Origin of the sequence: Agrobacterium sp. Ap1, assembly GCF_017313375.1 — a bacterium.
Classification (GTDB): Bacteria; Pseudomonadota; Alphaproteobacteria; order Rhizobiales; family Rhizobiaceae; genus Neorhizobium; species Neorhizobium cellulosilyticum.
The window spans coordinates 134789-156721 of record NZ_JAFLMY010000011.1 but is presented as its reverse complement, the minus strand read 5'-3'; the positions used below and the strand labels follow the sequence as shown (position 1 = coordinate 156721).

General features: G+C 58.9%; 17 protein-coding genes. 2 read left to right on the top strand and 15 right to left on the bottom strand.

The window, feature by feature from the left end; genetic code table 11:
* Positions 1 to 576: 576 nt before the first annotated feature.
* Complete coding sequence (locus tag JZX87_RS20685; RefSeq protein WP_148144258.1) at positions 577 to 1011, top strand: DUF2721 domain-containing protein; 435 nt, start codon at positions 577 to 579, stop codon at positions 1009 to 1011.
* A gap of 408 nt (positions 1012 to 1419) precedes the next feature.
* On the opposite strand, the gene JZX87_RS20680 is transcribed toward JZX87_RS20685, so the two are convergent.
* The 7 genes from JZX87_RS20680 to JZX87_RS20650 form a co-directional block, all read right to left on the bottom strand.
* Positions 1420 to 3651, bottom strand: coding sequence for a methyl-accepting chemotaxis protein (locus JZX87_RS20680; protein ID WP_206827683.1), 2232 nt, complete (start codon positions 3649 to 3651; stop codon positions 1420 to 1422).
* Between the two features lie 769 nt (positions 3652 to 4420).
* Entirely contained in the window at positions 4421 to 5584 is a 1164-nt protein-coding gene (locus JZX87_RS20675) for an ABC transporter ATP-binding protein (RefSeq protein WP_206827681.1), read from the bottom strand.
* Between the two features lie 15 nt (positions 5585 to 5599).
* On the bottom strand, positions 5600 to 6523 hold the full coding sequence (locus JZX87_RS20670) for a carbohydrate ABC transporter permease (protein WP_148144255.1): 924 nt from the start codon (positions 6521 to 6523) through the stop codon (positions 5600 to 5602).
* On the bottom strand, positions 6520 to 7407 hold the full coding sequence (locus JZX87_RS20665) for a carbohydrate ABC transporter permease (RefSeq protein ID WP_148144254.1): 888 nt from the start codon (positions 7405 to 7407) through the stop codon (positions 6520 to 6522). The genes JZX87_RS20670 and JZX87_RS20665 overlap by 4 nt, the downstream gene beginning before the upstream one ends.
* A gap of 126 nt (positions 7408 to 7533) precedes the next feature.
* Positions 7534 to 8829 (bottom strand): ABC transporter substrate-binding protein, encoded by a 1296-nt coding sequence (locus tag JZX87_RS20660; RefSeq protein ID WP_206827680.1) that lies wholly within the window; start codon positions 8827 to 8829, stop codon positions 7534 to 7536.
* A 30-nt stretch (positions 8830 to 8859) separates the two neighbouring features.
* Complete coding sequence (locus tag JZX87_RS20655) at positions 8860 to 10605, bottom strand: DUF2264 domain-containing protein (RefSeq protein WP_148144252.1); 1746 nt, start codon at positions 10603 to 10605, stop codon at positions 8860 to 8862.
* 8 nt (positions 10606 to 10613) lie between these two features.
* Positions 10614 to 11795: a YyaL domain-containing protein gene (locus JZX87_RS20650; RefSeq protein ID WP_148144251.1), complete on the bottom strand. Its 1182-nt coding sequence runs from the start codon at positions 11793 to 11795 to the stop codon at positions 10614 to 10616.
* A 275-nt stretch (positions 11796 to 12070) separates the two neighbouring features.
* Here JZX87_RS20650 and JZX87_RS20645 point away from each other — a divergent pair, with 275 nt between their 5' ends.
* Positions 12071 to 13114, top strand: a complete 1044-nt coding sequence (locus JZX87_RS20645) for a LacI family DNA-binding transcriptional regulator (RefSeq protein WP_206827679.1) — start codon at positions 12071 to 12073, stop codon at positions 13112 to 13114.
* Between the two features lie 83 nt (positions 13115 to 13197).
* Here the strand turns inward: JZX87_RS20645 and JZX87_RS20640 are convergent, their stop codons facing one another.
* From JZX87_RS20640 to JZX87_RS20605, 8 genes are all read right to left on the bottom strand, one after another.
* The gene (locus tag JZX87_RS20640; protein WP_206827678.1) at positions 13198 to 14385 is read right to left on the bottom strand and encodes an NnrS family protein; all 1188 of its coding nucleotides are present in this window, start codon (positions 14383 to 14385) and stop codon (positions 13198 to 13200) included.
* Between the two features lie 2 nt (positions 14386 to 14387).
* On the bottom strand, positions 14388 to 15599 hold the full coding sequence (locus JZX87_RS20635; protein WP_286194968.1) for an NnrS family protein: 1212 nt from the start codon (positions 15597 to 15599) through the stop codon (positions 14388 to 14390).
* Between the two features lie 5 nt (positions 15600 to 15604).
* Positions 15605 to 16351 (bottom strand): ABC transporter ATP-binding protein, encoded by a 747-nt coding sequence (locus JZX87_RS20630; protein WP_148144247.1) that lies wholly within the window; start codon positions 16349 to 16351, stop codon positions 15605 to 15607.
* A complete protein-coding gene (locus tag JZX87_RS20625) occupies positions 16348 to 17157 on the bottom strand; it encodes an ABC transporter permease (RefSeq protein WP_148144246.1) in 810 nt (269 codons plus the stop codon). Before JZX87_RS20625 ends, JZX87_RS20630 begins: the two co-directional genes overlap by 4 nt.
* A gap of 8 nt (positions 17158 to 17165) precedes the next feature.
* The gene (locus tag JZX87_RS31835) at positions 17166 to 18185 is read right to left on the bottom strand and encodes an ABC transporter substrate-binding protein (RefSeq protein WP_206827675.1); all 1020 of its coding nucleotides are present in this window, start codon (positions 18183 to 18185) and stop codon (positions 17166 to 17168) included.
* Between the two features lie 98 nt (positions 18186 to 18283).
* Complete coding sequence (locus tag JZX87_RS20615) at positions 18284 to 20560, bottom strand: TonB-dependent receptor family protein (protein ID WP_206827674.1); 2277 nt, start codon at positions 20558 to 20560, stop codon at positions 18284 to 18286.
* A 204-nt stretch (positions 20561 to 20764) separates the two neighbouring features.
* Positions 20765 to 21448, bottom strand: coding sequence for an NnrU family protein (locus tag JZX87_RS20610; protein ID WP_206827673.1), 684 nt, complete (start codon positions 21446 to 21448; stop codon positions 20765 to 20767).
* Positions 21445 to 21921, bottom strand: coding sequence for a hemerythrin domain-containing protein (locus tag JZX87_RS20605; protein WP_206827672.1), 477 nt, complete (start codon positions 21919 to 21921; stop codon positions 21445 to 21447). The genes JZX87_RS20610 and JZX87_RS20605 overlap by 4 nt, the downstream gene beginning before the upstream one ends.
* Positions 21922 to 21933 lie beyond the last annotated feature (12 nt).

Sequence of the window (21933 nt, the reverse complement as noted above, 5' to 3'; positions counted from 1 at the left end):
AAACAGGAAGCCAGTGATTTTGGTGGTGGAGGCGAGACACAACCGGCAATGATTTCGGGTTTGTCTGCGAGGTAACGGATTGTGATCGCTCGGGAAACAGATGTTGAGGCGCTGTGGAGCAATCTTTCTCACAGACAACGTCAAGCGGTGTTGGGAATCTTGCTTCGAGATATCGCTGAAGCGTATCGAATGTCGGACGACGAGTCCAAAATGCGGTGGTCCGGGCCGATCCTGAAGCTGATCGAGATGTTGGAAAGACTTAGACGTGATCCTGCCGATAGCAACCGAGGCGCGGCGCTTGAGGCGATAGAGCTTGGCTGTCGCTTCACCAGCCAGATTTTGCCGAAATGCCAAGCTCCATCTGGTCGAGAGACCCAATAGAGTGACTGCGTTCCGAAAAGGCCCAGCTTTGCTTGGCGGGGTCGTACGCAAATTGCATTGGCCGGCTTGACTGCAGGATAGCCAAGGCTTCCGGTCTGCCCTACCATTTCTCTATTGCTTCAGGTTGTTGCCCCGGTGGACGAAGAGGGCTCCGGAACTTCTCAGCGAGGACGATGCCTGGACGAGGAGGAAATTATGGATACACCACCCATCATCAACCAGTATGCAGGGATAATTCAGACATCGTTGGCTCCTGTATTTCTGCTTGCCGGGACCGCAGCATTCGTGAGTATCTACAGCCTGCGACTGGGCAGAGTTGCGGACCGCCTGAATGAAGTCGGGGACAAACCCGACTTGGGAGATAGAGGGGTGCAATGGATAACCTATTTGAGCCGTCGCACGCTTATTCTGGAGGTAGCAGTTATCTTTGGAGTGGTATCGGGTTTGTGTACTTGTGCCGCAATCCTTAATCTTCTTGCAGGCGGCCTTTCCATTCGGCTTCGACCGGAAAACCTGCCATGGCTTTTTGGCGGGGCGATCATTTGTCTGATGCTCTCGCTGCTCGCGTTCCTCCTGGAGCTTGTTTATGCGGGCAGGAGTATGCTCCAGCAAATCCGCGAGCGGCGCTAGCCAGCTGAGCTTTTCACGCCAATCCCCGTCTCGGCTTGCTCACGAACCGCACCACAATCTCTTGGATATCGCCGTACTTCGGGTGCTGTTCGGATAAGCTGGTCTCACTGACGAACCTGGCACAAAGCCTGGTCTGGTCTTATCAATAGCTTGAGCTTGAAACCACGAGTGCGCTGGCCATTTCGCAGCGTTTCCGTACATCGCGACTAGGTGGATGGCCCGAAGCTGTCTTGAGTGGAGTCGTCGGCGGGATGATTGCGTGCGGCATCATTTTTCCTTCGGCCGAAAATGGGCATTACTTGAAGTCGGATCCACGGTGTTTTTCTGTTCATGTCGCGTTGCGCTCGTGGATGAGCGCAACGCATTGAGGCTCTCCTGACCTACGATACAGTTGCGGAACTCATTTCATCAGGCGGCGCGCATTCTTGAGCCTTGGGCAGCTGCTTGACGCATCTCAAAACGCATTAGCAGCTCTGAAAGGCGGCCGCTTTCATCAGCAAGGCCAGCGCCGGCGGCATTCATTTCTTCCACCATGGCGGCATTCTGCTGGGTTACCTGGTCCATGTGATTGACCGAGGTGTTGATTTCAGTCAGACCCGATGCCTGTTCCCGCGCGCCGAGGGCGATCGCGTCCATGTGCTGGTTGATGGCGGAGACGAGATTCGCAATCTCGTTCAGCCCGTTACCGGTATCGTTGACCAACGCCACTCCTTGCGTGACCGCGGCTTCCGAATTGCCGATCAGCGTCTTGATCTCCTTGGCTGCGTTGGCGGAACGCTGCGCGAGTTCACGGACTTCCTGAGCAACGACCGCAAATCCCTTGCCCGCTTCGCCCGCACGGGCAGCTTCCACACCGGCGTTAAGGGCCAGAAGGTTGGTCTGGAAGGCGATGTCGTTGATGACACCGATGATCTGGCCTATCTGTGTGGACGCTGCCTCGATCTTGCTCATTGCATCGATCGCGTTCGATACGACCGAACTGGAGGAGTTTGCGCGCGCGCTGGCATGGCGAACCATCTCGCGAGCCTCGGAGGCTCGTTCCGACGTCTGCTTGACGTTTGTCGTAACCTGTTCGAGCGCCGCTGCCGTTTCTTCCAGCGAGGCGGCCTGCTGTTCGGTGCGCTTGGCGAGTTGGTCCGAGGCAGTGGAAATCTCGTCGCTGCCGCTGCGAACCGTCAGTGCCGACTTGGCGACACCTTCCAGCGCAGTCCGCAGTTGGCGGATCGAGCTATTGAAATCGTGGCGCAGGGCTTCGAACTGCTCGGAAAACTCCTCTTCGATTTCGCAGAGCAGATCACCGGCTGCAAGACGGCGCAGGCCGGAGGCGAGGCCGGAAGTCGCTTGGGTGAGGCGGGCTTCGGCTTCGCTTTCAGCGCGTTTCTGGAAGGCAACGCGCTCGGCTTCGGCCGCCTGGCGGGAGCCGATTGCTTCTTCTTCAAGCTGGCGATTGTGGATTGAGGCCTCGCGGAAAACCTCGACGGCGCGGGCCATGTCGCCTATTTCATCTTTGCGGGTGGCACCATCGATCTTGGCGGAGAGATCGCCGGCGGCGAGCGTGCGCATGGCGCCGGTCAGGGCGGTGATCGGGTTGGCGATACGGAAGATGATGGTAGTGAAACCGACGATGGCGAGCGCAAGAGCAAGAAGCGTGGCAACGCCATAGATGACGATCGACCGTGTAGACGCGGCCGCATTGGCACCGGTCAGAGCCGTCATTTCCTTCAGCGATGCCGAGGCGATATCGGCAAGCGATGCCTGCGCCGGGCCGGCGGGCTTGCGCCAGTCATCGACATTCATGGCAAAGGGCTGCCCGGCCTGGAACTGCTTGATGGCGGACGACTTCTGTTCGGCGTAGGCGCCGGAGAAGTAGGTGTTCTGCGCGACCTTGTGCAGATCGCGGATGGCGGCCGGCGTCGTGTCGCTTGCGACAATCTGCGAAATCACGTCCCAGGCCAGAAACACGCGGGCGTCCTGCACAGCGATTTCGGCCAGCTTTTCTGCCGAAAGCGGCTGCTTGGAAATGATGGCACCAACGATCGAGGAATTGGCGGTACCGAGCTGCGTGCGGGAGGTCCAGGCAAGCGAACGCAGCTGCGTGAACATGATCATGGCAGGCCCGCGAGCATTGATGACCGCTTCGACCTGATAGGAGGCCTTTTCGAGATCGACGAGCATCTGGTCGGCAAGGCCGAGTGCGTTCTTTCCGACACTGGCATCGCGATCCTTGACCGGAAGGGCGAGTCCTGCATCCACCTTCGCGCGAAGATCCAGCCATTTGCGGTAGTTTTCGAGAACCGGGCCGAGGCTGATCTTCAGGCTCGCCGGTTCGACCCTGTCGATGATTGATTTGGCATCATTGAAGGCGGCATCGAGATCACGTCTGCCATCCTCGATATTCTTGCGGGTGGAGGCCATATCCACCGGTTCCAGCTTGACGGCTGAGCTGATGGCGCCGCGTTCGCCGCGCATGCCGAGCAGCGCATCGAACAGCGATTTATCGAGCGAGGCCAAGCCTGCCAGTTGGGTGGATACGCGCTGGGTTTCGATCTGTCGCAGCAGCTGCTGCAACATAAGACCCATAACTGCGAAACTGAGAACCGCAAACACGGTGACGAGTATGTTTCGAACCGAAAATTTCATTGCAATGCCCCCAAAGAGACCGGCACGGAACGCAATTCCCCTTGCACACGCCGATCCAATATCCTCCGCGCGATCAAGGCGATCTCGCATTACAAGATCAATGTTCAATATTGACTAAATCTTTCCTAATTCACGCCCGTATCGATCGAATTATTGTGCGTATTTGTTGTGCGGCGCAACATTCGGCATGCGGGTGATGGCGGGTGTGCGCATAGGTTTGATTACCGCGTGCCCTATCGACTACTTACAGATGATCCGAAGTCGTGGCGACAGCCGAGCGTTTCCCGAGTTCCTGTCGTAGGAGGACTGCAGACGTTCTTGGAATACAATGTCAGGCATCACGGAATGAAGTCATTGGCTGAAACAAGCGCAAGGACCAAGGTTTCGATGGCTCCCGCTGCCTCTCACTTGGCCTCAATGAGGCCAGGAACGCGACACAAAGCGTTGCGGCAGCGCCCGGAAAGGCAAGGTCGCGGCAGGAAAACCACCGGGAGTAATGGTCAGATTCACGATCTTCTTATGTAGTTCCGCGGTTCAGCGCAGATGTGTGCTGCGGCAAAGGCGTTCTGAAGGGCAGTTGACAGCTAAAACAGAGACTTCACGCTTCAGAACCATGAGCTTTCCAGATCCGTCTTTGCGCGCCGGGCTTCTTCGAGCTGCAGCAAACCGCCGATCCTATTCAAGGGAAGGCGGTTTATGTTGCGCGGCTCCAGCTGACAGGTGTGTGCTGCGTCCTTTGGCGCAGGTGTTACCTGTCAAGCCAGGTAGCTTATGCCGGTTGCAATGCGCTTAGCGTCAGATTCAATCCGGTATCCGCATCGAATATGTGTGCCTTGTCCATCACGAAACCGAGTGGGATCGTCTGGCCACGTTCTGCTTTGTCGATCTCGCCGGCAAAATCGGTCGGGACGCGGGCGGCAAACTCGTGGCCGCCAAGATCGAAATAGGTATAGACCTCGTTGCCCATATGCTCGCGCAGGCGGAAAGTGCAATTGGCGACGGAAGCACGTTCCTGCGATCCCGCAGCAAAAATGCTGCGTGGCGTGCCGATATTTTCAGGGCGAATACCGAACTGCACCTTCTGGCCGATCCGATTGCCAAGGGCATCGGAATATGCAGCGGGAAGCGGCAGCATCGTATCGCCCATCTCAACGCCCAACCCGCCGTCGCGCGCCACCACCGTTGCCGGGCGGATGTTCATTTCGGGCGAGCCGATGAACCCGGCGACGAAGGCGTTGACGGGACGATCATAGAGCGTCGTCGGCGTGTCCACCTGCTGGATCGTGCCGTCTTTCAGCACGCAGATGCGTTCGCCCATGGTCATTGCCTCGACCTGGTCATGGGTCACGTAGATTGCCGTCGATGGCTGTCCCCGGTCACGCAACTCGCGATGAAGTTCCGTCAGACGCACGCGCATCGAGGCACGCAGCTTGGCGTCGAGGTTGGAGAGCGGCTCATCGAAGAGGAACACTTCCGGCCGCTTGACGATGCAGCGGCCGACAGCCACGCGCTGCGCCTGACCACCCGAAAGCTGGCGCGGCAGGCGATCGAGCAATTGCTCCATTTCCAGCATTTTGGCGGCCTGGGTGACACGTTCGTGGATTTCCTGCTTGGGCAGACCTGCCAGCTTCAGGCCGAAGGCCATGTTGTCATAGACTTTCATATGCGGATAAAGCGCGTAGTTCTGGAATACCATGGCAATCCCGCGCTCCTTGGCGCGCAGGTTGTTGACGACAGTATTGCCGATCTTCAGTTCTCCGCCGGAAATCGATTCCAGCCCAGCGATCATGCGCAGAATGGTGCTTTTCGAGCAGCCGGACGGGCCCACAAAGACCATGAATTCGCCATCGCGCACTTCAAGGTCGACACCGTGCACGGCCTCGAAACCGTTGGGATATGTCTTGACGATCTTTTCGAGATTAACGCTAGCCATGATGGCTCCTTCTCCTCAACCCTTGATACCGCTCGAGGTTGCGCCCTCGATGAAATAGCGCTGCGCCAGGAAGAACACGGTCAGTGACGGCAGCAAGGCTACGATGGAAATTGCAATAATATTGGCCCACTCGACTTCGCCGCTGACGTCCATGCTCATCTTGAGCGCGAGTGACACAGGGTATTTCTCGACGGTGGAAATGTAGATCAGTGGCCCAATGAAGTCGTTCATCGTCCAGATGAACTGGAATAGAGCAACCGAGATCAGCGCCGGTTTTAAAAGCGGCACGACGATGTGCCACAAAAGCTGCAAGGCGTTGCAGCCGTCGATGATCGCCGCCTCTTCCATGTCGCGAGGCGTGCCGCGCAGGAACTGGACGACAAGGAAGGTAAAGAAGGTATCGACGGCAAAGGCCGATGGCAGGATCAACGGCCAATAGGTGTCGATCATGCCCAGTTCCTTGAACATCAGATATTGCGGCACGCGCAACACGATCGGCGGCAGGAGCATGGTGCCGATCATGATGGAAAACAGGAACTTTTTCCCCGGATATTCGAAGCGTGCGAAGGAATATGCCACCAGCGTGCACGAAATCAGCGTGACGATGACCCGCGGGATGACGATGAGGAACGAGTTCAGGAAGTAGGTTGCGAAGGTAAACTCGGTCCGCGTCATCCAGCCATTGTAATAGGCGCTGAAATCGAGCAACTGGGTAAGGTCACGCGGCAGGAACCAGATCGTGGTGAAGATTTCCTGGTTCGATTTGAACGATGCTCCCAGCAGCCAGAATAATGGATAAAGCATCAGCAAGCCGACGCTTCCCAGTATCAGATAGCGCAAGGCGAGTGAAATCCGCTCCCTGCGTTGTGTGCGCAGCACTTCCGCGTTCGACGGGATTCGCGTTTTCGGCAGCGCGGTTGCGACTGTGTCACTGCTCATCGCGCTTTCTCCTTTTCCCCTGAATAGAAGACCCAATATTTCGAGGACCAGAACAGGACGCCTGCAATCGCGACGATCAGGAAGAACAGGACCCAGGACAGGGCGCTGGCGTAGCCCATGTTGAAATATTTGAATGCTTCGTCGTAGATGTAGATGGCCATGAAGTAAGTGGAGTAGAGAGGGCCGCCTTCGGTAATCATGTAAGGCGCGTTGAACTCCTGGAAGCAGTTCACGATCTGCATGATCATGTTGAAGAAGATGACCGGCGTGATGATCGGCAGGGTGACACTGCGGAACTGCTGCCAGAAGGATGCACCGTCGATTTCGGCTGCTTCGTAAAGCGATTTCGGCACACCCTGGAGCGCGGCCAGAAAGATCACCATGGCGGCGCCGAACTGCCAGGTGTTGAGCGCGACAATGGTCCAGACCGCATAACGCTCATTTGCCAGCCACGGGATCGGATCGATGCCGACGGTATCGAGGATGATGTTGACCAGCCCCTTCTGCTGGAAGAGGAACTTCCACATCACGGAGATGGCGATCGAGCCGCCGAGAATGGTAGGCAGGTAATAGGCGGCGCGGAAGAAATTGATGCCGCGCAGCTTGAAGTTCAGCACCTGCGCGATGAAAAGCGCGACCGCCAGCCGGGCCGGAACGACGATGAGGGCGAAGGACACCGTAACCGTCAGCGACTTCCAGAATAGATCATCGTCGAAAACCATCTTTTCGTAGTTTTCCAGCCCGATATAGGTCGGCGATCCGATCAGCGGATAGTCGGTAAAGCTCAACGCGAACGAGGCCGCGAAAGGGAATAGATTGAAGGCGAGGATGCCCAGAATAAAGGGCATCACAAAAAGATAGCCAAGGCGTTTGCTTTCATACATCCGCATCACCTGAGAAATGTTCGGCCGATGGCCGCGTGGAAGGGTGAGTGCGCCGACAGCAGCCGTCGCACTCTTCCGGAAAGGTCGGGCTCATCCGGGCCTCACGGGCCGGTGACCCTTGTCGCGCTATAGGCGGGACAGTATCCGGGTGGCTTCCTTGATCAGCTTCGGCGCAGCTTCCTCCGGTGTGGTCTTGTCGAAAGAAAGCTCCTCGAAGGTATTGAACAGAAGCTTGTAGATCAGCGGATGTTCGAAATAGAGCGAGAAGCGTGGCACAAGTCCCTCCTCATTGAGCTCCATGATCTGACCTGTTCCGATCTTCTGGATCGGCGGGATGAGATTTTCCTTGGTCAGGACATCCCATTGCGTTTTGGAGGCGGGGATGGCGCGTGACGTGCCGATGATGCGGGCGGCTTCCGCATCCGTTGTCAGGAAGTTGATAAATTTCGCCGCCGCCTCCTGCTGCTTGCTGTGCTTGCTGATCGAATAGATGAAGCCGGTACGGCTCATGGTGCCCGCTGTCTTGGCGTCTGGCAGCATGATGTAAGGGCCGACTTCCAGCTGATCGAGACCGCCGGTCAGGGTATCGGCGCGCGATGTCAGCGTTGAATCCTGCGAATAGACGCCGCCCCACTTACCTTCCACCCAGTCGGGCATCTGCGATGTAGGCTTGTTTGCACCGCCCATGGCGGTACGCGCCTTGATGCTGACCAGAACATGTTCGTTTTCCAGTCGTTTGAAGAAGCGCAGCCAGTCGGCCACCTGTTCCTCGCTCATCGACACCTTGGGTTCGTCCGGATCGATGAAGTTTACATTGTATTTCTGCATGGCCCAGGACAGCGAGATCAGGAAGCTGCCCTGTGTGGTCGGATCGAGCGGGTAATAATCGTCGCCTAGACGCTCGCGCATCAGTTTCCCGGCTTCGAACAACTCGTCCCAGGTTTTGGGATAGTCGATTTTGGCCTTCTGCCACGGTTCCTTATTGTACAGGAACAGGAAGCCGGTCGAGCCGATCGGCACGCCCTGCATCTTGCCGTTGATACTTACCTGCTCAAGCGTGGTCTTGGGGAATTCCTCAAGATTGATCAGGCTGGAGAACTTGTTGATGTCTTCAAAGCCGTCGCCCTTTTTCGAGAACATCGGCAGCCAGGCCAGTAGTACCTGCATGACGTCCGGTTCAGTTCCGCCGGCAAACTGAGTGCTCAGGCGTGTCTGGTAACCATCATAGCCGGAATATTCGGCTTTCACAGTGATGCCCGGGTTTTTCTCCTCGAAAAGCTTTATGACTTTAAGTGTATTTGCGGCGCGTGCTTCGTTACCCCACCAGGCGAAACGGATCGACGCGTCCTCGGCAAAAGCCGCAGATGTAAGTGAAACAAGCGCTGTGAATGTCAGCGCCGCAAGTGTCTTTCGTTTGAACATGGTCTCCTCCTAAATTTCCTCTTCAGCTTGTTATGATCGCCTCCCGGCGGTCAGGCATGTGCGCATGAGACTGCGGCCGACGGGTATGGAGCCGAGCAAGGCAGGCACTGCGGAATGGGGGTGGACAAGATTGGTGTTCGGCGCACAGGGCAGCACGCGGCGCTTTAACCTGCCATCGAGATCGCGCAGGTCGCTGAACAGCGTCAAACCTTCAGCTACCGGCCTTTCCTCGGAAGACCCTTCGCTTTCGATCACCTGCTGCAAGGACTGCGGCGCTACCCACAGATCTGCCGCATGGCCCGTTGCAAGAACCTGCAGCGGGAAATCCGCCTCGATCGTACTCTCGCGCAACTCTCCTGCATCTCTCGGTCGCTGTCGTGTCGTCACGCGGCAACCGGGAAAGGGTGACCAGACCGCTTTCAGTTCACCGTCTTCGAGAACGGCTTCGTCGATCTCAGTGCGAAATGCCCAGGTAACGCCATCGCGACTAAACGCGAGCAGGTTATCGCCGGCAAAGCCGCTTGAGATCCAATCCAGCGATTCCACGCAGAAGCCGTGATGTGAGGAATAGGCAAATTTTGCGTATTTATCGGCGACATGCCGGATCTCTTGATGTCTCGGCGGCGGCGCGACCAGATAGGAAACGCCGTTGGAGCGCCAGGTAATCTGGCGCGATACGGCAACTGCATGGAGAGCAGGCGGAGTGTCCGCCTCCTCCGCGGTGCTCCAAAATGGATGGTCGGCAGGAAGGGCCAGCGGAGCGAAGGCTTTCAACGCCCAGAGTGGTGATTGCGCACTGTTGTAGAACTCGCTCATCAGCAGGTTAGGGTAGGCGTAACCTACGGTCAGGCGTCCTTCCGTGTCGAAGATCGGCTGACCAAGCCACCAGCGCATCGCCCGCGACCAGAGGCCACGCAACTTTCCTGCACTCAGTTCAGGATGGCCGAATTCGGCGAGGAGGCCCCAGAAACCGGCGGTTCCGAAGCGATAGGTCATCGAGCGGCCATAGGCGATAGCCGCACCATCTTCTGCAAACCAGTGGCGATACGAGAGAGCAAAGGTTCTCGCCCGCTCGATATAGCGCGCCGACCGCTCGGGATCGTCAACCGCGTGCCAGCGCGCATAGAGAAGCCCGTAGAAATGGAAGGCGAAGGGATTGTAGTAGTCGAACCGTCCCACCTCAGCGCCGTCCTTGTACCATCCTTCACCGACATATTGGCTGTCGATGAAATCAAGCTCTTCGGCGAGGCCTTTCCTGTCGACCGGCCAGCCGACGCTGGCAAGCGCATCGATCACCAGAATTCTGAAGAAGCGCCAGTTGCTTGGGTTGATGCGGGCGTGCTGAATTTGCGATAACCAGCGGAAGAGGTTTTCGCGGCAAGCCTGCGACATCAGTCTGTTCAGGAGCTCGGGTTGTTCACGCAGGAACACGGCAAGCGCTGCCATCTCGACCAGCCGCTGATCCATGTCGCCGGCTTCACCCCAATAGGCAGGATGATCCGGGTCGGAGCCGTTGGCCAAACCTTCGACGATGGCCTCAACTCCGGGCACTGAACAGCCGCCCGCGAGCGCTGGAATCACACCCCATAACAGGCGTGAAAGCCCCTCAAGGCGCGCGGCGCGTTCATCATAGGCAGCAACCGTCGATCCGAGCTTGAGCCCGGCATTGCCTTGCGTGAACGCGCCGAGATGGTTGCCGACGAGCCATGAGAGGAGATGCGCGGCGGCATTCCGGTCGATGGCGGCATCTGGATTGATTGGTGGCGAAGGACGCATCGTCGGTCTCACCAGCAGAAACGGGAATGGCCGAGCGACCGCATGAGCGCTTCCATGAAATAATAGTCGCCATAGGGCAGCATGTTGCGCACCGAGCCGCGCCGTACATGGGCGGCGCCATAATCGAGCAATCCCTGCGCCCCTTCAATTTGCGTAACGTCGCAAGTCTCGATCAGCCCATCGAGCAGTCGATCGGCAAAGGCGCGCCAGCGGATTTTCTCTTCACCGCTTGTCACATCCGCCAGGATGAAAAGCCCGGCCGACAGAATGGCCCCTGCCGAACTGTCGAGATATTGCGGCTCATCGGCCGGAAGGCGCAAATCCCAGAGAGGCACCTGGTCATCGCCCATAAGCTCCTCTGCCTTGGCCGCGACCAGCCGAGCCGCATCGAGATATTCGGGATTGCCCGTCGTGCCGTAGGATTGTGCAAAGCCATGCACCAGCCAGGCCTGGCCACGGGCCCAACAAGAATCATGCGCATAACCCTGATGGGTTTCACCGCGTAGCGGCGCACCGGTCGTGGCGTCGAAAACGAATGTATGGAAGGACGTGCCGTCTTCCCGGATCAGATTGCGGCGGGTGGTTTCCGCATGGGCGTCGGCGATCATCTTGAAATCGGGCGCGCCGGTTTCTGCATGTGCCCAGTAAAGCAGCGCAAGGTTCTGCATCGTGTCGGCAATGATGCGTCCAGCGACGAAGGTGGAGCGCGTCGTATTTTCCGTACCATGCGAGTTCCAGGCCTGGATATAGCCGCCGGCGGGTCTGAAGCGGGCGCGCAGCGCTTCTGCAGCGCGCAGGGCCATCTGTCGCGCTGTCTGCGATCCGGTCAGTTTCCAATCGGCCACGCAGTTCAGTGAAAAGATGAAACCGAGATCATGATCCTGCGCAGCGAGGTTGGACAAAAGCAGGTTAAGGTCAGACTGACGGGCTCGGGCGAGATTGGCCAATCCAGGTTCGCCACCGAACTGATAAGCGAGCCAAAGCTGCCCGGCATAAAAGCTGATGACCCAGTCGAACGGATTGCAATACTGCCAGCCGTTTTCCACGCTGCCGATCTGAGGGTTGCGCAGCCCGAAAATACGCGATGTCGACTTCACCCGTTCGACGCACCGCTCCAGGACCGCCTGGCGACCATTTGGTTTTGCCCTGGCAGGAGATTGGACGGAGTGTGGAAGGGTGGCGGTGAGCATGCAGGTTTCCTCGCTGTAGATGCGAAGACTTTGGCATGTGCGAAAATTTTGTCAATTAAGAAAACTTTTCGCACATGCAGCGAAAAATCCTTTCGCAAATTGTCGATTGCTAGGCGTGCCAATCATGTAGAACTATCTCGCGTGTTGATTTAAATGCGAAAATTTACGAAAATCGCGGAAGAAGGCGCACAGCTTTAATACCGAAAATTTTCGTGATAGACATTCTGTCGCGGAACCGATCGCGGGCGTTAAGAACCGCAGAGACAAAGTGAATGATGAGCGATCCAGACTCGTATCTTTCAACGGCGACACTTCACGATGTTGCAGCTGCAGCCGGCGTTTCGGTTGGCACTGTATCCAAGGCGCTCAATAGACGTGGTGGCGTAAGTCCGAGCGTTGCAGCGCAAATCATTGAGACGGCACGCCGACTCGGATACCAGAAGCGCCAGCTGCCACCGGAACCCGCATATAACGTGGCGTCCACGACGATCATCACCTTCGACCGGTTCGTGGTGAGCGGTCAGTTTTACGGCGAGATCCTCGACTCGATATTGAAGGAAGCCGAAAGGCGCGGCATTGCCACCAATGTAGAGCTGCTTCCTTCCGTCGAAGTTCCAGCACTGCTAGCCCAGGAAAGCTGGTTTGGACGGCAGCGCCCCGAAAGTCTCATCGTGCTTGGCATCGATACGCCGGAAATGCTGGATGCGATTAGCGAACTTGGCTGTCCTGCCGTGATTGTCAACGGTGCCGACCGCCGGATGCGGATCCCGAGCGTGTCGCCCGACTATCACTTCGGCGGGTGGTTGGCGGCACGGCATCTACTGGAGCAGGGGCATCGCAAGATTGCGCATGTGACGCATCCCTGGCGCGTGTCATTTGCGCTCCGGCTCGACGGCTTTCGTGATGCGCTTTCGGATTTCGGAATCACTTTCGATCCCGAAATCCACCTTATTGACACACAGAGCCGGGCTCTGATGAGCCTCGATGCGCGACGTGCCGTCGAGGAAAGGCTGGCGGCCGGCAGGCTGGATTATACCGGCTTTGTCTGTGCTGCAGACATGTTAGCGCTCGGCGTCATACAGGCTGCGACCGCGGCCGGTCTCTCGGTCCCCAATGACATCTCGGTTATCGGCTTCGATGATCTGCCTGTGAGTAGTCACTCAACGCCTCCGCTCAGCTCGATCCGCATCGACAGACAGGAAGTCGGCCGCACGGCGGTCGATCTGCTGCTTGAGCGAGCTGCGATGCCGGATCGCGTTGCGCGGCGGGTCGGCATCGGCGTCTCGCTTGTCTCGCGCGCTTCGGTTGGCACTATTTAGTCGTTGCTAATTGATTGTTCGGGAAACAATGGCCTTCATAGGCATTGATCTCGGAGCGATTGGACCCGCGACATGCATTGACGCTATTTGGACAGTATGTAACTGCCATAGAAAATCGCGTAGCCGCAGAAGGCTAGAACCCAGAGCAGACCGGCGAGCGGCAGAAGCAACATCGTGTATTGTGGCGCAAGCGCTGCAGCGATGCGTAGTGCGGCAGCGATAACGATTGGCAGGTAGATGACGAAAACCGTCGAAGCCGGCGCATGCAGCGCCTGACCGGAGTGGCCACGGGTTGCGCGGGTCATAACCGCGAGCGTCATGGTGCCGATCGCCCCCGATGTCCAGGCATGGATACCGGCCGAGGCGAAGCTTGAATCATAGGCAAGCAGGGCGATGCCGGTCAAGACAAAGCCAAGTGGCACGAATAGGAAGGCGACGTGGAGAATGGTGACGAGCGGTTCGTAGAGCGTGCGTTCGGGACACCAGCGCGCCTGTCGGACCAGTTGAAGAGTACCGGCGAGCAGCATCAGGATTGCAGCCGGTTTTGCCAGAGCGTCCCAGTGCGACGCCAGCGGCCAAGTGGCAAGCGCTATGGTCGAGATCACCATTACGAAAAGATCGAAACGACCGAAGGGTGGCGGCTCGCGGCCGGGATTATTCTTTCTTAGCCAGTTGCCGGTAAAGGTGGGAATGATGCGGCCGCCGACGATAGCGATCATCAGGATGATGGCGGATATGGCAAGGCGTCCCGCGACATCGACATGGGCGAAGCGGGAAAATTCATAAAGGAAAAGCGCCTGCGCTGCCGCGATCAGGCCGATCACGGCCGCCAGTTTGTAATTACGTTTGTTTCTGGCTGCCACGACTTCGCGTAGCGCATAAAGGCCGAGCACGACCAGGAAGGCGAGGTTGATGACGCTTGCGGCGGTGAGGCTGGTATATTCCGAGAGGAAGGTCGCCAGCCGTCCCGCTAGCCAGAGGGCAAACAGAAGAACGAGCGGCGTGCCGGTCAACCGTTTGCGTTTGGTCCAGTTCGGCATGGCTGTCAGTAGGAAGCCAGCGATAATCGCGGGCACATAACCGAACAGAAGTTCATGCTGGTGCCATGCGATCGGCGACAGTGCCGTCGGGACATGCAGAAAACCGAGATACCAAGGCACCCAGAGCAGGATCGACAGTGCAGCATAAAGTGCGCCGAACAGAAAGAACGGTCTAAAGCCTTCGAGCGCGAGGTTTGAAAGACGGATTTTCGGGGCGGAGGTGTTCGACATGGTCAACATCTGTCCTGGTCGATTGTGGTGGTTGACCACAAGAGGGGAATATAGGCGTAAAGCCAGAGAAGGAAGGCGGCAGCCCAGGCGAGGGCAGACGGGCCATATTGCCCACCGGGCAGGATGAGAGATGGCCAGAACTCCGGTGTGACACGCAGCGCCACAGCAGTTAGAAGGCAGAGAATGGCAGCGCGGGTGAGGCGCGAAAAACCGAGTGGCTGGCCGGTATGCAACAGACCGGCGATCGACAGGACCTGCAGCACACCGAGGCCAAGACCACCCATCAGCATCAGGTGCAGGCCCCCGAGCGTCGGGATATCGACGCCGATCCTGCCAAGGCCGATGAGGAGAAGGCCCAGGCCGGCAAGCAGGCTGGACAGCCAGAGGCCTGCGACCTCGAACGTCCAGCCTTCCCGACCGATAAAACCTTCGGCGACGCGGTCGAGAAAGGCAGCGCCCGTCGCCAGTACCAGGTAACCGCAAACAGCATCGGGAAACCCCGAAAACTCGGCGGCGATCAGCAGTCCTGCAAGCCCCGGCGCGAGATTGATCCGGCCCGGATGCGGCCGGTACGGCGAGGTTTCCTCACTTGGATCGAGAACGCGGTTGGTAATCGGCACGCTGATGCGGGCCAGCGCCAGACCGAGAAGACCGAGAAAGGCATATTGCATGAGCCTTATAGCGCGCTCGGCCAGATCATAGGCATCCGTCAGCATGGAAAAACGCAGTAGGCCGGCGGCGATTGCCAATGTCGCGAGCAGCAGGACGAAGCCGGTCAGCGCCATCGTCCGTTTTTTCCAACCCAGACAGGCAGCGTAACCAACAAGGAAAACCAGCCATATCTGATCAAAAATGCCGCCGAGAAGGATTGCGGCGTCAATGCCGAACAGGCCGATGAGCCGGGCTGAAGTCCACAGACCTGCGAGGATGAGCAGTGGCCTTCCCGAAAATCCCTTCGTATCCGTCCATTCCGGCAAAGCCGAGGTGAGAAACCCGAGCAATGCGGCTCCGAACGATCCAATCAGCATTTCCTGGGCATGCCAGTGGGCCGGCAGGGTGTTGTGAGCGAAGGGCAGGCCGAGTTGCCAGCCTGCGACCCAAAGCAGTGGCCAGAGAGCTGTGTGCAAAGCGGCAATCGGGAAGAACAACCGCAGCCCTTCGGCGGTCGCGGCCCGCAGGATATTGCGCCATCCCGAAGTTGTATCAAAGGGCATCACCGTCATCCCGCCCTCCGTTCGTCGAGTTCCTCAACATGTCGAAACAGCGGGTCTTGCTTCATGAAGTGCTGAACGGTCTCGAAAACCATCCGCTCGTCACGTTCTCCAGGCATGAGCGATATGTGACGCTTCCCTGATATTCCGTTTCCGCGCCGGTCCAGCGCGACGACCCGATGAGCGATCCGCACGGCCTCTGCCATGTCATGGGTGATGAAGAGGCCGCCGCGTTTGCCGCTGCCCACATGGCCGATGACGATATCCTGCATATGGCGGCGAAGCGCGGGGTCAAGCGCGGTAAACGGCTCGTCGAAAAACAGAAAATCGGCTTCGCTTGCCAGCGCGCGGGCAATCGCGGTTCGCTGCTTCATGCCGCCCGAAAGCTGGACCGGATATTTGTCGAGATCTTCGCCTTCAAGAGCGGCCGCTGCCGCTGCAGAGAGGATACGATCGTGACGGTCGCGAACCGAGAGCCTTTCCGGAAGCGCCATGCCGATATTCTTGCGCGCCGTGGCCCATGGCAGGAGCCTCGGTTCCTGAAACACGACTGCGTGTCGTACATAGGTCCGGTTGATGCGGCCATGTCGCGGTTCGACAAGCCCGGCGGCGATATGCAGAAGCGTGCTCTTGCCGCAACCGGATGGCCCGACCAGGGCCACCAGTTCGCCTTCGCCGATGTCGAGTGTAACCCGATCAAGAACCGTGCGGCCGAGAAAGGCGTGTCCGATGTCGTTGAGGGTGAGGGCGCTCATCGCTTGACACCCCATGGCCGGGCGGCATGGCGCCATGCTTCCAGCTCGGAACGTGTCGGCTGGATCAGCCCATATTCGACGGCAAGCAGTGCACTTACCGATAGCAGGATCCAGGCAAGTGCGTTCGCCACGTCGAGATTGGAACGCGAGACCGCAAGCGCTTCGCCGATCCCTCCGGCATTGGCGAGAAGTTCGGCCATCACGGCGGCCTTGAAAGCGGTTCCGAGCGCCATGACGAGGATCGGGAAGAGGCGGTTCAGCATTTGCGGAACGGTGATGCGAACAAGTCTGCGAACCCGCCCCATGCCGAGCGAGAGCGCCATGTCGTCAAGCAGCCTGTCGCGGCTGGCGATACCTTCCGCCGCACCGAGAAAAACGATTGGCAGGCAGGCGACGGCAGCTGTCGTCGTCACCGTCGCTGAACCGGTGCCGAACCAGATCATCAGAAGCACGATCCAGGCGATCGGCGGCACGCCGAGCATCAGGGTGATCTGCGGTTGAACGAGGCGCAGGATCGCCGGATGAAACCCGGCAAGGCATCCGGTCATGGTGCCGATCACACCGGCAAGCGCGAAGCCCGAGAGTGCGCGTGACGAGGTGGTGAGCAAAAGCTGCCAGGCGGAAGCCTCGCCCAGAAGGGCCCACGCGGCGGCAAGCGTTTCCAGCGGCGAGGGCAGGATGAAGCTGCCATAGGCTTCATGCGCCACCTGCCAGAAGGCTGCAAAGACGCTCAATCCCGCAAGTCCGGACCAGCCGGACCAGAGAAATTGTCCCGTTCTTGAGGCGCGCTCGGAAAGTGAGGGCATGGTTGGGCTCACAGATACAGCGTGTCGTCGGGTAGTTTTCCGCCGATCATTGGTGCGTTGGTCTTCGCGATAGCTTCAAGCAGCGCCTCGATCTCGGGGCGAGCCCTAGCTGCGGGCGTTGCGACGAGATTGGAGAAAGGCACGGATTTTTCGATGACCGGCCAGGGCAGTTCCAGCGCCGAAGCGGCGTGGCCAGCCGCGGCTGCCGGGTTGGCAACGACCTCTGCTGTCGCTTTTTCGAGACCGGAGAGAAGGGGGGCGATCCTCTCCGGGTAGTCGCGCAGGAAGGCAGGCGCCAATGCCAGTCCCGCCTGCGGCATGATGGCCGCAAGCCCTGTCACTGCGCCCCATTCCTTTTGCATGTCTATTGCGCGATGGACGGTCTTGCTCGTACTCGAGGCCTTGATCATCGCCGCGGTCGCGGCCGGTTCTGGCACCAGTGCCGTTTCGATCCGGCCGGAAAGAAGCAGCTGGATCGCCTCGATCGGGGAGCCGGAACGGCTGACCTTCACCTTGTCAGCCAGACCGTGATGCGCCAGCACGGCGTCGAATACCAGTTCCGGCGTATCGTTGGGGAAGGGCACGGTGATTTCTCTGCCGGACAGGTCGGCAATGCTGCGAATTTCGGGGTTAGTCGAGATTACATAGAGAAGGCCATTGGTCATCACATTGGCGAGCTTGACGCCGAAGCCACGGTTGCTGAGGTTTGCCGCTGCCGTCACCGGCATGACCACGGCCTGCATGGTGCCGGAGGTAAGGCCTGCGCGCATTTCGTCCGGCGTGCGCCAGATGCGGAAACGAACCCGCTCGGCGACATCGCGCAGCAGGCCGGCGCCAACGGCATAGGCAAGCGTGATCGAAGGGCCGGCCGGAGGTCCGTAAAGCACGAGTTCATCGAGTGTGGCGGCATTGACGCGGCTGACGAACGGAAGCGCAAGCGCTGCAGTTGCGGCCGTCCTTAGCAGGGAGCGGCGGTCGATGCCGTTCAAGGTGCTGGAATTCTTCTCGGGTTTTGCAAAAAGGTTCACGACGGATTCTTTCCAAGGGGGCGATAAGGATCTTATCCGGTCATCACGCCGGCTCTTTGCGTAAGCGCAAGAAACGGCGCGACAACAGGGGCGGATTTTCAGAAGCGGCTCCTGAGACCGGCATAAAAGCCGCGACCGTCGCCCGGAATGTAGGCGGCCTGTCCCGCGGTCGCCTGATCGACCACCAGCGTCGAGGAAGCGTATTTTTCGTCGAACAGATTGGTGATCTCGCCGAAGATCGAGAGTTTGTCGTTGATGCGGTATTCGGTCTTCAGATCGATCACGGCGTAAGGATCAGCCCATAACGTGTTCATGTTGTCGACCGGCGTCTCGTCCGGCACCCATTTCAGGCTGGTGGAAATCGTCCAGTCGTCGGTCGCCTGATAAGCGAGCGCCAGGTTGACGATGTGGCGCGGTGCGCCGGCAAGATAGTTGTCGCCGCGCAACGGATCGTCGACGAAGCGGAAATCCTGGAACGTGTAGGCAATCCGTCCGGTCAGACGGTCGGTGAGATCAGTGGATAGGCCGATCTCGATGCCGAAATGGCGGGTTCGATCAGCATTGATGGCGCCAATGGGTGCGCCGGTCGCATCGCGCAGGCTCAGAAGCTCATTGTCGATCCAGGAATAATAAGTGGTGAGGTCCCAACCGACTCTACCGGTCTGGCCGCGCCAGCCTCCTTCGAGTGTCGTTGCCGTCTGAGCTTCTAGAGCGGGCGTGATGAAGGCGTTGGAGGGCAGAGACGGGTTCGCAGGTGCCGGGCGTCCGGGGCTGCTGTTCGGGGTACCGTTGATGGTCGCCAGCAGATCGTCATGGGTCGGTGGTTCGAAGCTGCGGCTTATGGCGGCAAAGAAGATGTGATCGGCGGACGGTTCGAAAGTCACGCCGAGGCTGGGGCTCCAGGCCGTATAGCTGCGATCATAGCTGGTATCAGTCGCAGTTATGGCGCCGTTCGGCAGGCGTACCGTCGGGTTCATCGGATTGTAGGCGATCGTCGGACGCGTTGCCGACGAATAGGTATCGCTATTGTGCCGCGAGGCATGCGCGTATGAAATGGCAGGCGAAACTGTCCAGCCGTCGGCGACCGGAATGTTGAAACCGGCATGCAGCGACAGGCTCGAGGCGTCGAGGTCGTTTTCACCGAACAGGCTGCCGCGTGTACCGGATTCATTGAGGTGATAACGGCGGTCCGCCGAGCCGATCGTATAGAGCGCCGAGGTTTCGAACAAAGGCAGATCGCCAAATCCGTCCGGTGCATAGCTGTAGCGGGCCATGCCCGTCAGGTCGCCGCCAACCGTTTCGCGAATGCCGGCGGAAACCGGAAAACGGAAGCTGTCGTCGGTATGGGTGTAACCGAGGCCGAGATCGATGCGGTGTTCGCCGAGATCGATCGTGGTACGGGAACCGAGCATCACCTGCGTTGCATCCCGGCGCGGCTTGTCGCGCAGCACATTGGGGCCGGGATTGGTGGCGACACCACCGACGATGACCGGGCCTGCCGAAACCTGGCTCGGATCGCTGTCGAGCGCCGCCTTGTTGATCGGGCCGGCGACGTCAAAACCGAGATCGGTGTAATCGAAGAACACGCGGGTGGTCACGACGTCGGAAAGCTCGGCGACGAAGCTGCCGCCGAAACTCACGCGCTCGGACGAATTGTAGTCACGAAAGCCGTCTCGTCGTGTCGCATCGGCATAGATCGAGGCGCCGAGGCTTTCATCGCCGAAATTGGCGCGCGCCGTGCCGCCGACCTGGCCGAAGCTTCCGCCGCCGGTGCTAATCTCGACGCCGGGCGCGCCGGTGATCGGTGGTGACATGAAGTTCATGGCGCCGCCGAGCACGGTGGCACCGAGCCGGTTCGCCATGTAGCCACGATAGACTTCCACGCCCTGCGCGGTCGAGGGATTGGCAAGCCCGACAATATAGGAGCCGTCGGCGCGGTTGATCGGCAGGCCGTCATGCAGCATCAGGATGCCGCGCTCGACCGGGTTCTGCTGCAGGCCGGAGCCGCGGATCTGGATGCGCGGCTGGTCGTTGGCGCCGAAGAAATCCTGCACCACGACGCCCGGAACTCCAGCCAAAACATCCGACAGGGTCGGCGCAATCACACCTTGCCAGCTGTCGGCCTGAACCAGCGTGACGCCGCCGGCCATCCTGTCCATCACGCCATTGGACCAGCCGGTAGTCGTTTTCTGCCCGGATTCCAGAACGATCGGCTCAAGTGCGGTTGACGAACCTGGCACCGCGGATTGCGCCAGCGCTGTCTGGCTGAGCGACGTGGAGGTAATAAGGAGAATGAGCGTATGGCTTGCGAAACGCTTGACGCCAGCGTTTCGCATGAGCGGTGTCTGGACGACGCGCTCTTGTGTAATGGACATGATGAAAGGCCCCCGGACTGCATGTTTTGGATGCCACGCCCGTGCGCCATCAGGCGCCGCGAGGTGGCTACGGACAGAGCGAGGGGAATTCTTGGGGAAGGAGCACAGGCGCAAATGTCATGTAGCCAGCGTTAATTGAGCGCCGGTCCGGCTTCTTTGTCGGAGCGCAAACAAGGCTGACAAACCGACCTTCGTCAGGACGTTCTATATGGTAGCCATACTCAGCGGATCGGCGCCGAACAAAAGGGCATGGCCGCCGAGGAGAAGCCAGAGGGTCATTGCCGCTGTCAGTGCAAATGCAAGCGCCATCGGGGCATCGACCTTGATCCTTTTTCTGCCGGTCGCGAATGTGGCCAGAGGCAGCAGCGGATGGTCCGCGCAAAATGTGCTCCAGCCCTGGCCAAGCCGACGCTTCGCGCGCCTGTCCAGCATCAGGAAACCGGCTGCGGAAAATAGGCCAAGTCCGCCAAAGAGGATGAGAGACCGCAGGTCGCCATTCGCAATCACGTGACCACCAGACCAGAAGAGGAAACCCCACAGAACCGGATGGCGCGTGACCGCGACAAGGGCGCCCGGTCGATCACCGTGCCGGAAGGTTATCGAGGCGGGGTTGGGTGTGAACAGGCCGGCAAGGACGAGAAATATGCCAATCGGAGCGAGCACCAGTGTTGCTGTCGCGTGGCTGCCGGATGGCCCCCACAATTCTACATAGGGCGTGTTCAAAGCGGCATGGAACACCCAGACGAGCAGCAGAGTCGAGACGACCGAATAGATCAGGAGATAGGTTTTTCGGCCGAAAATAGCGATTGCGCCGTTACGGACCGGTGGGAGTGCCGGTACCGAATGCAACAATATGAATGCGATCAGCGCGAGAAAAAGCTGGCTCAAGCGAAAATCTCCCGCTCTTCCCCCTCCGGGGCCAACAGGGCTTCCATCATCAGTTTCTCGGTGGAGACGTGGCGGCGCAGGCACTCCAGGAAGCTACGTAGCATTCTTGCTATCGTGTCGAGGGGAAGGGCGCACCGGCCTTCGGAAAGCGCCGTGAGGGTCAGCCGCAACTCTTCTCCCGCCAGTCTGTCGTAACGGTGCTCGGCCTTCAAATGTTCGATAATCATGACCGAAAAACACGAACCTGCGCGATGGTCAAAGCCGGGAAATAGAACCCGCTCCTCCAGATCATGCGCTTCCCTGAGCAGCAGGAATATGGAATTGGAAAGGCGTTGCAGATCGAAGTATTTCGGATCGGTTCCAATCTCTTCCATAGCCTGCTCGAGCTGAAGGCTCAGACTGAGGAGCTGCTGGTGATTGGTTTCGAGCCGGCGAATATCCGGTGCGTTCAGTGGAGTGACTGAGACTGTCATGACGCTTCTTCC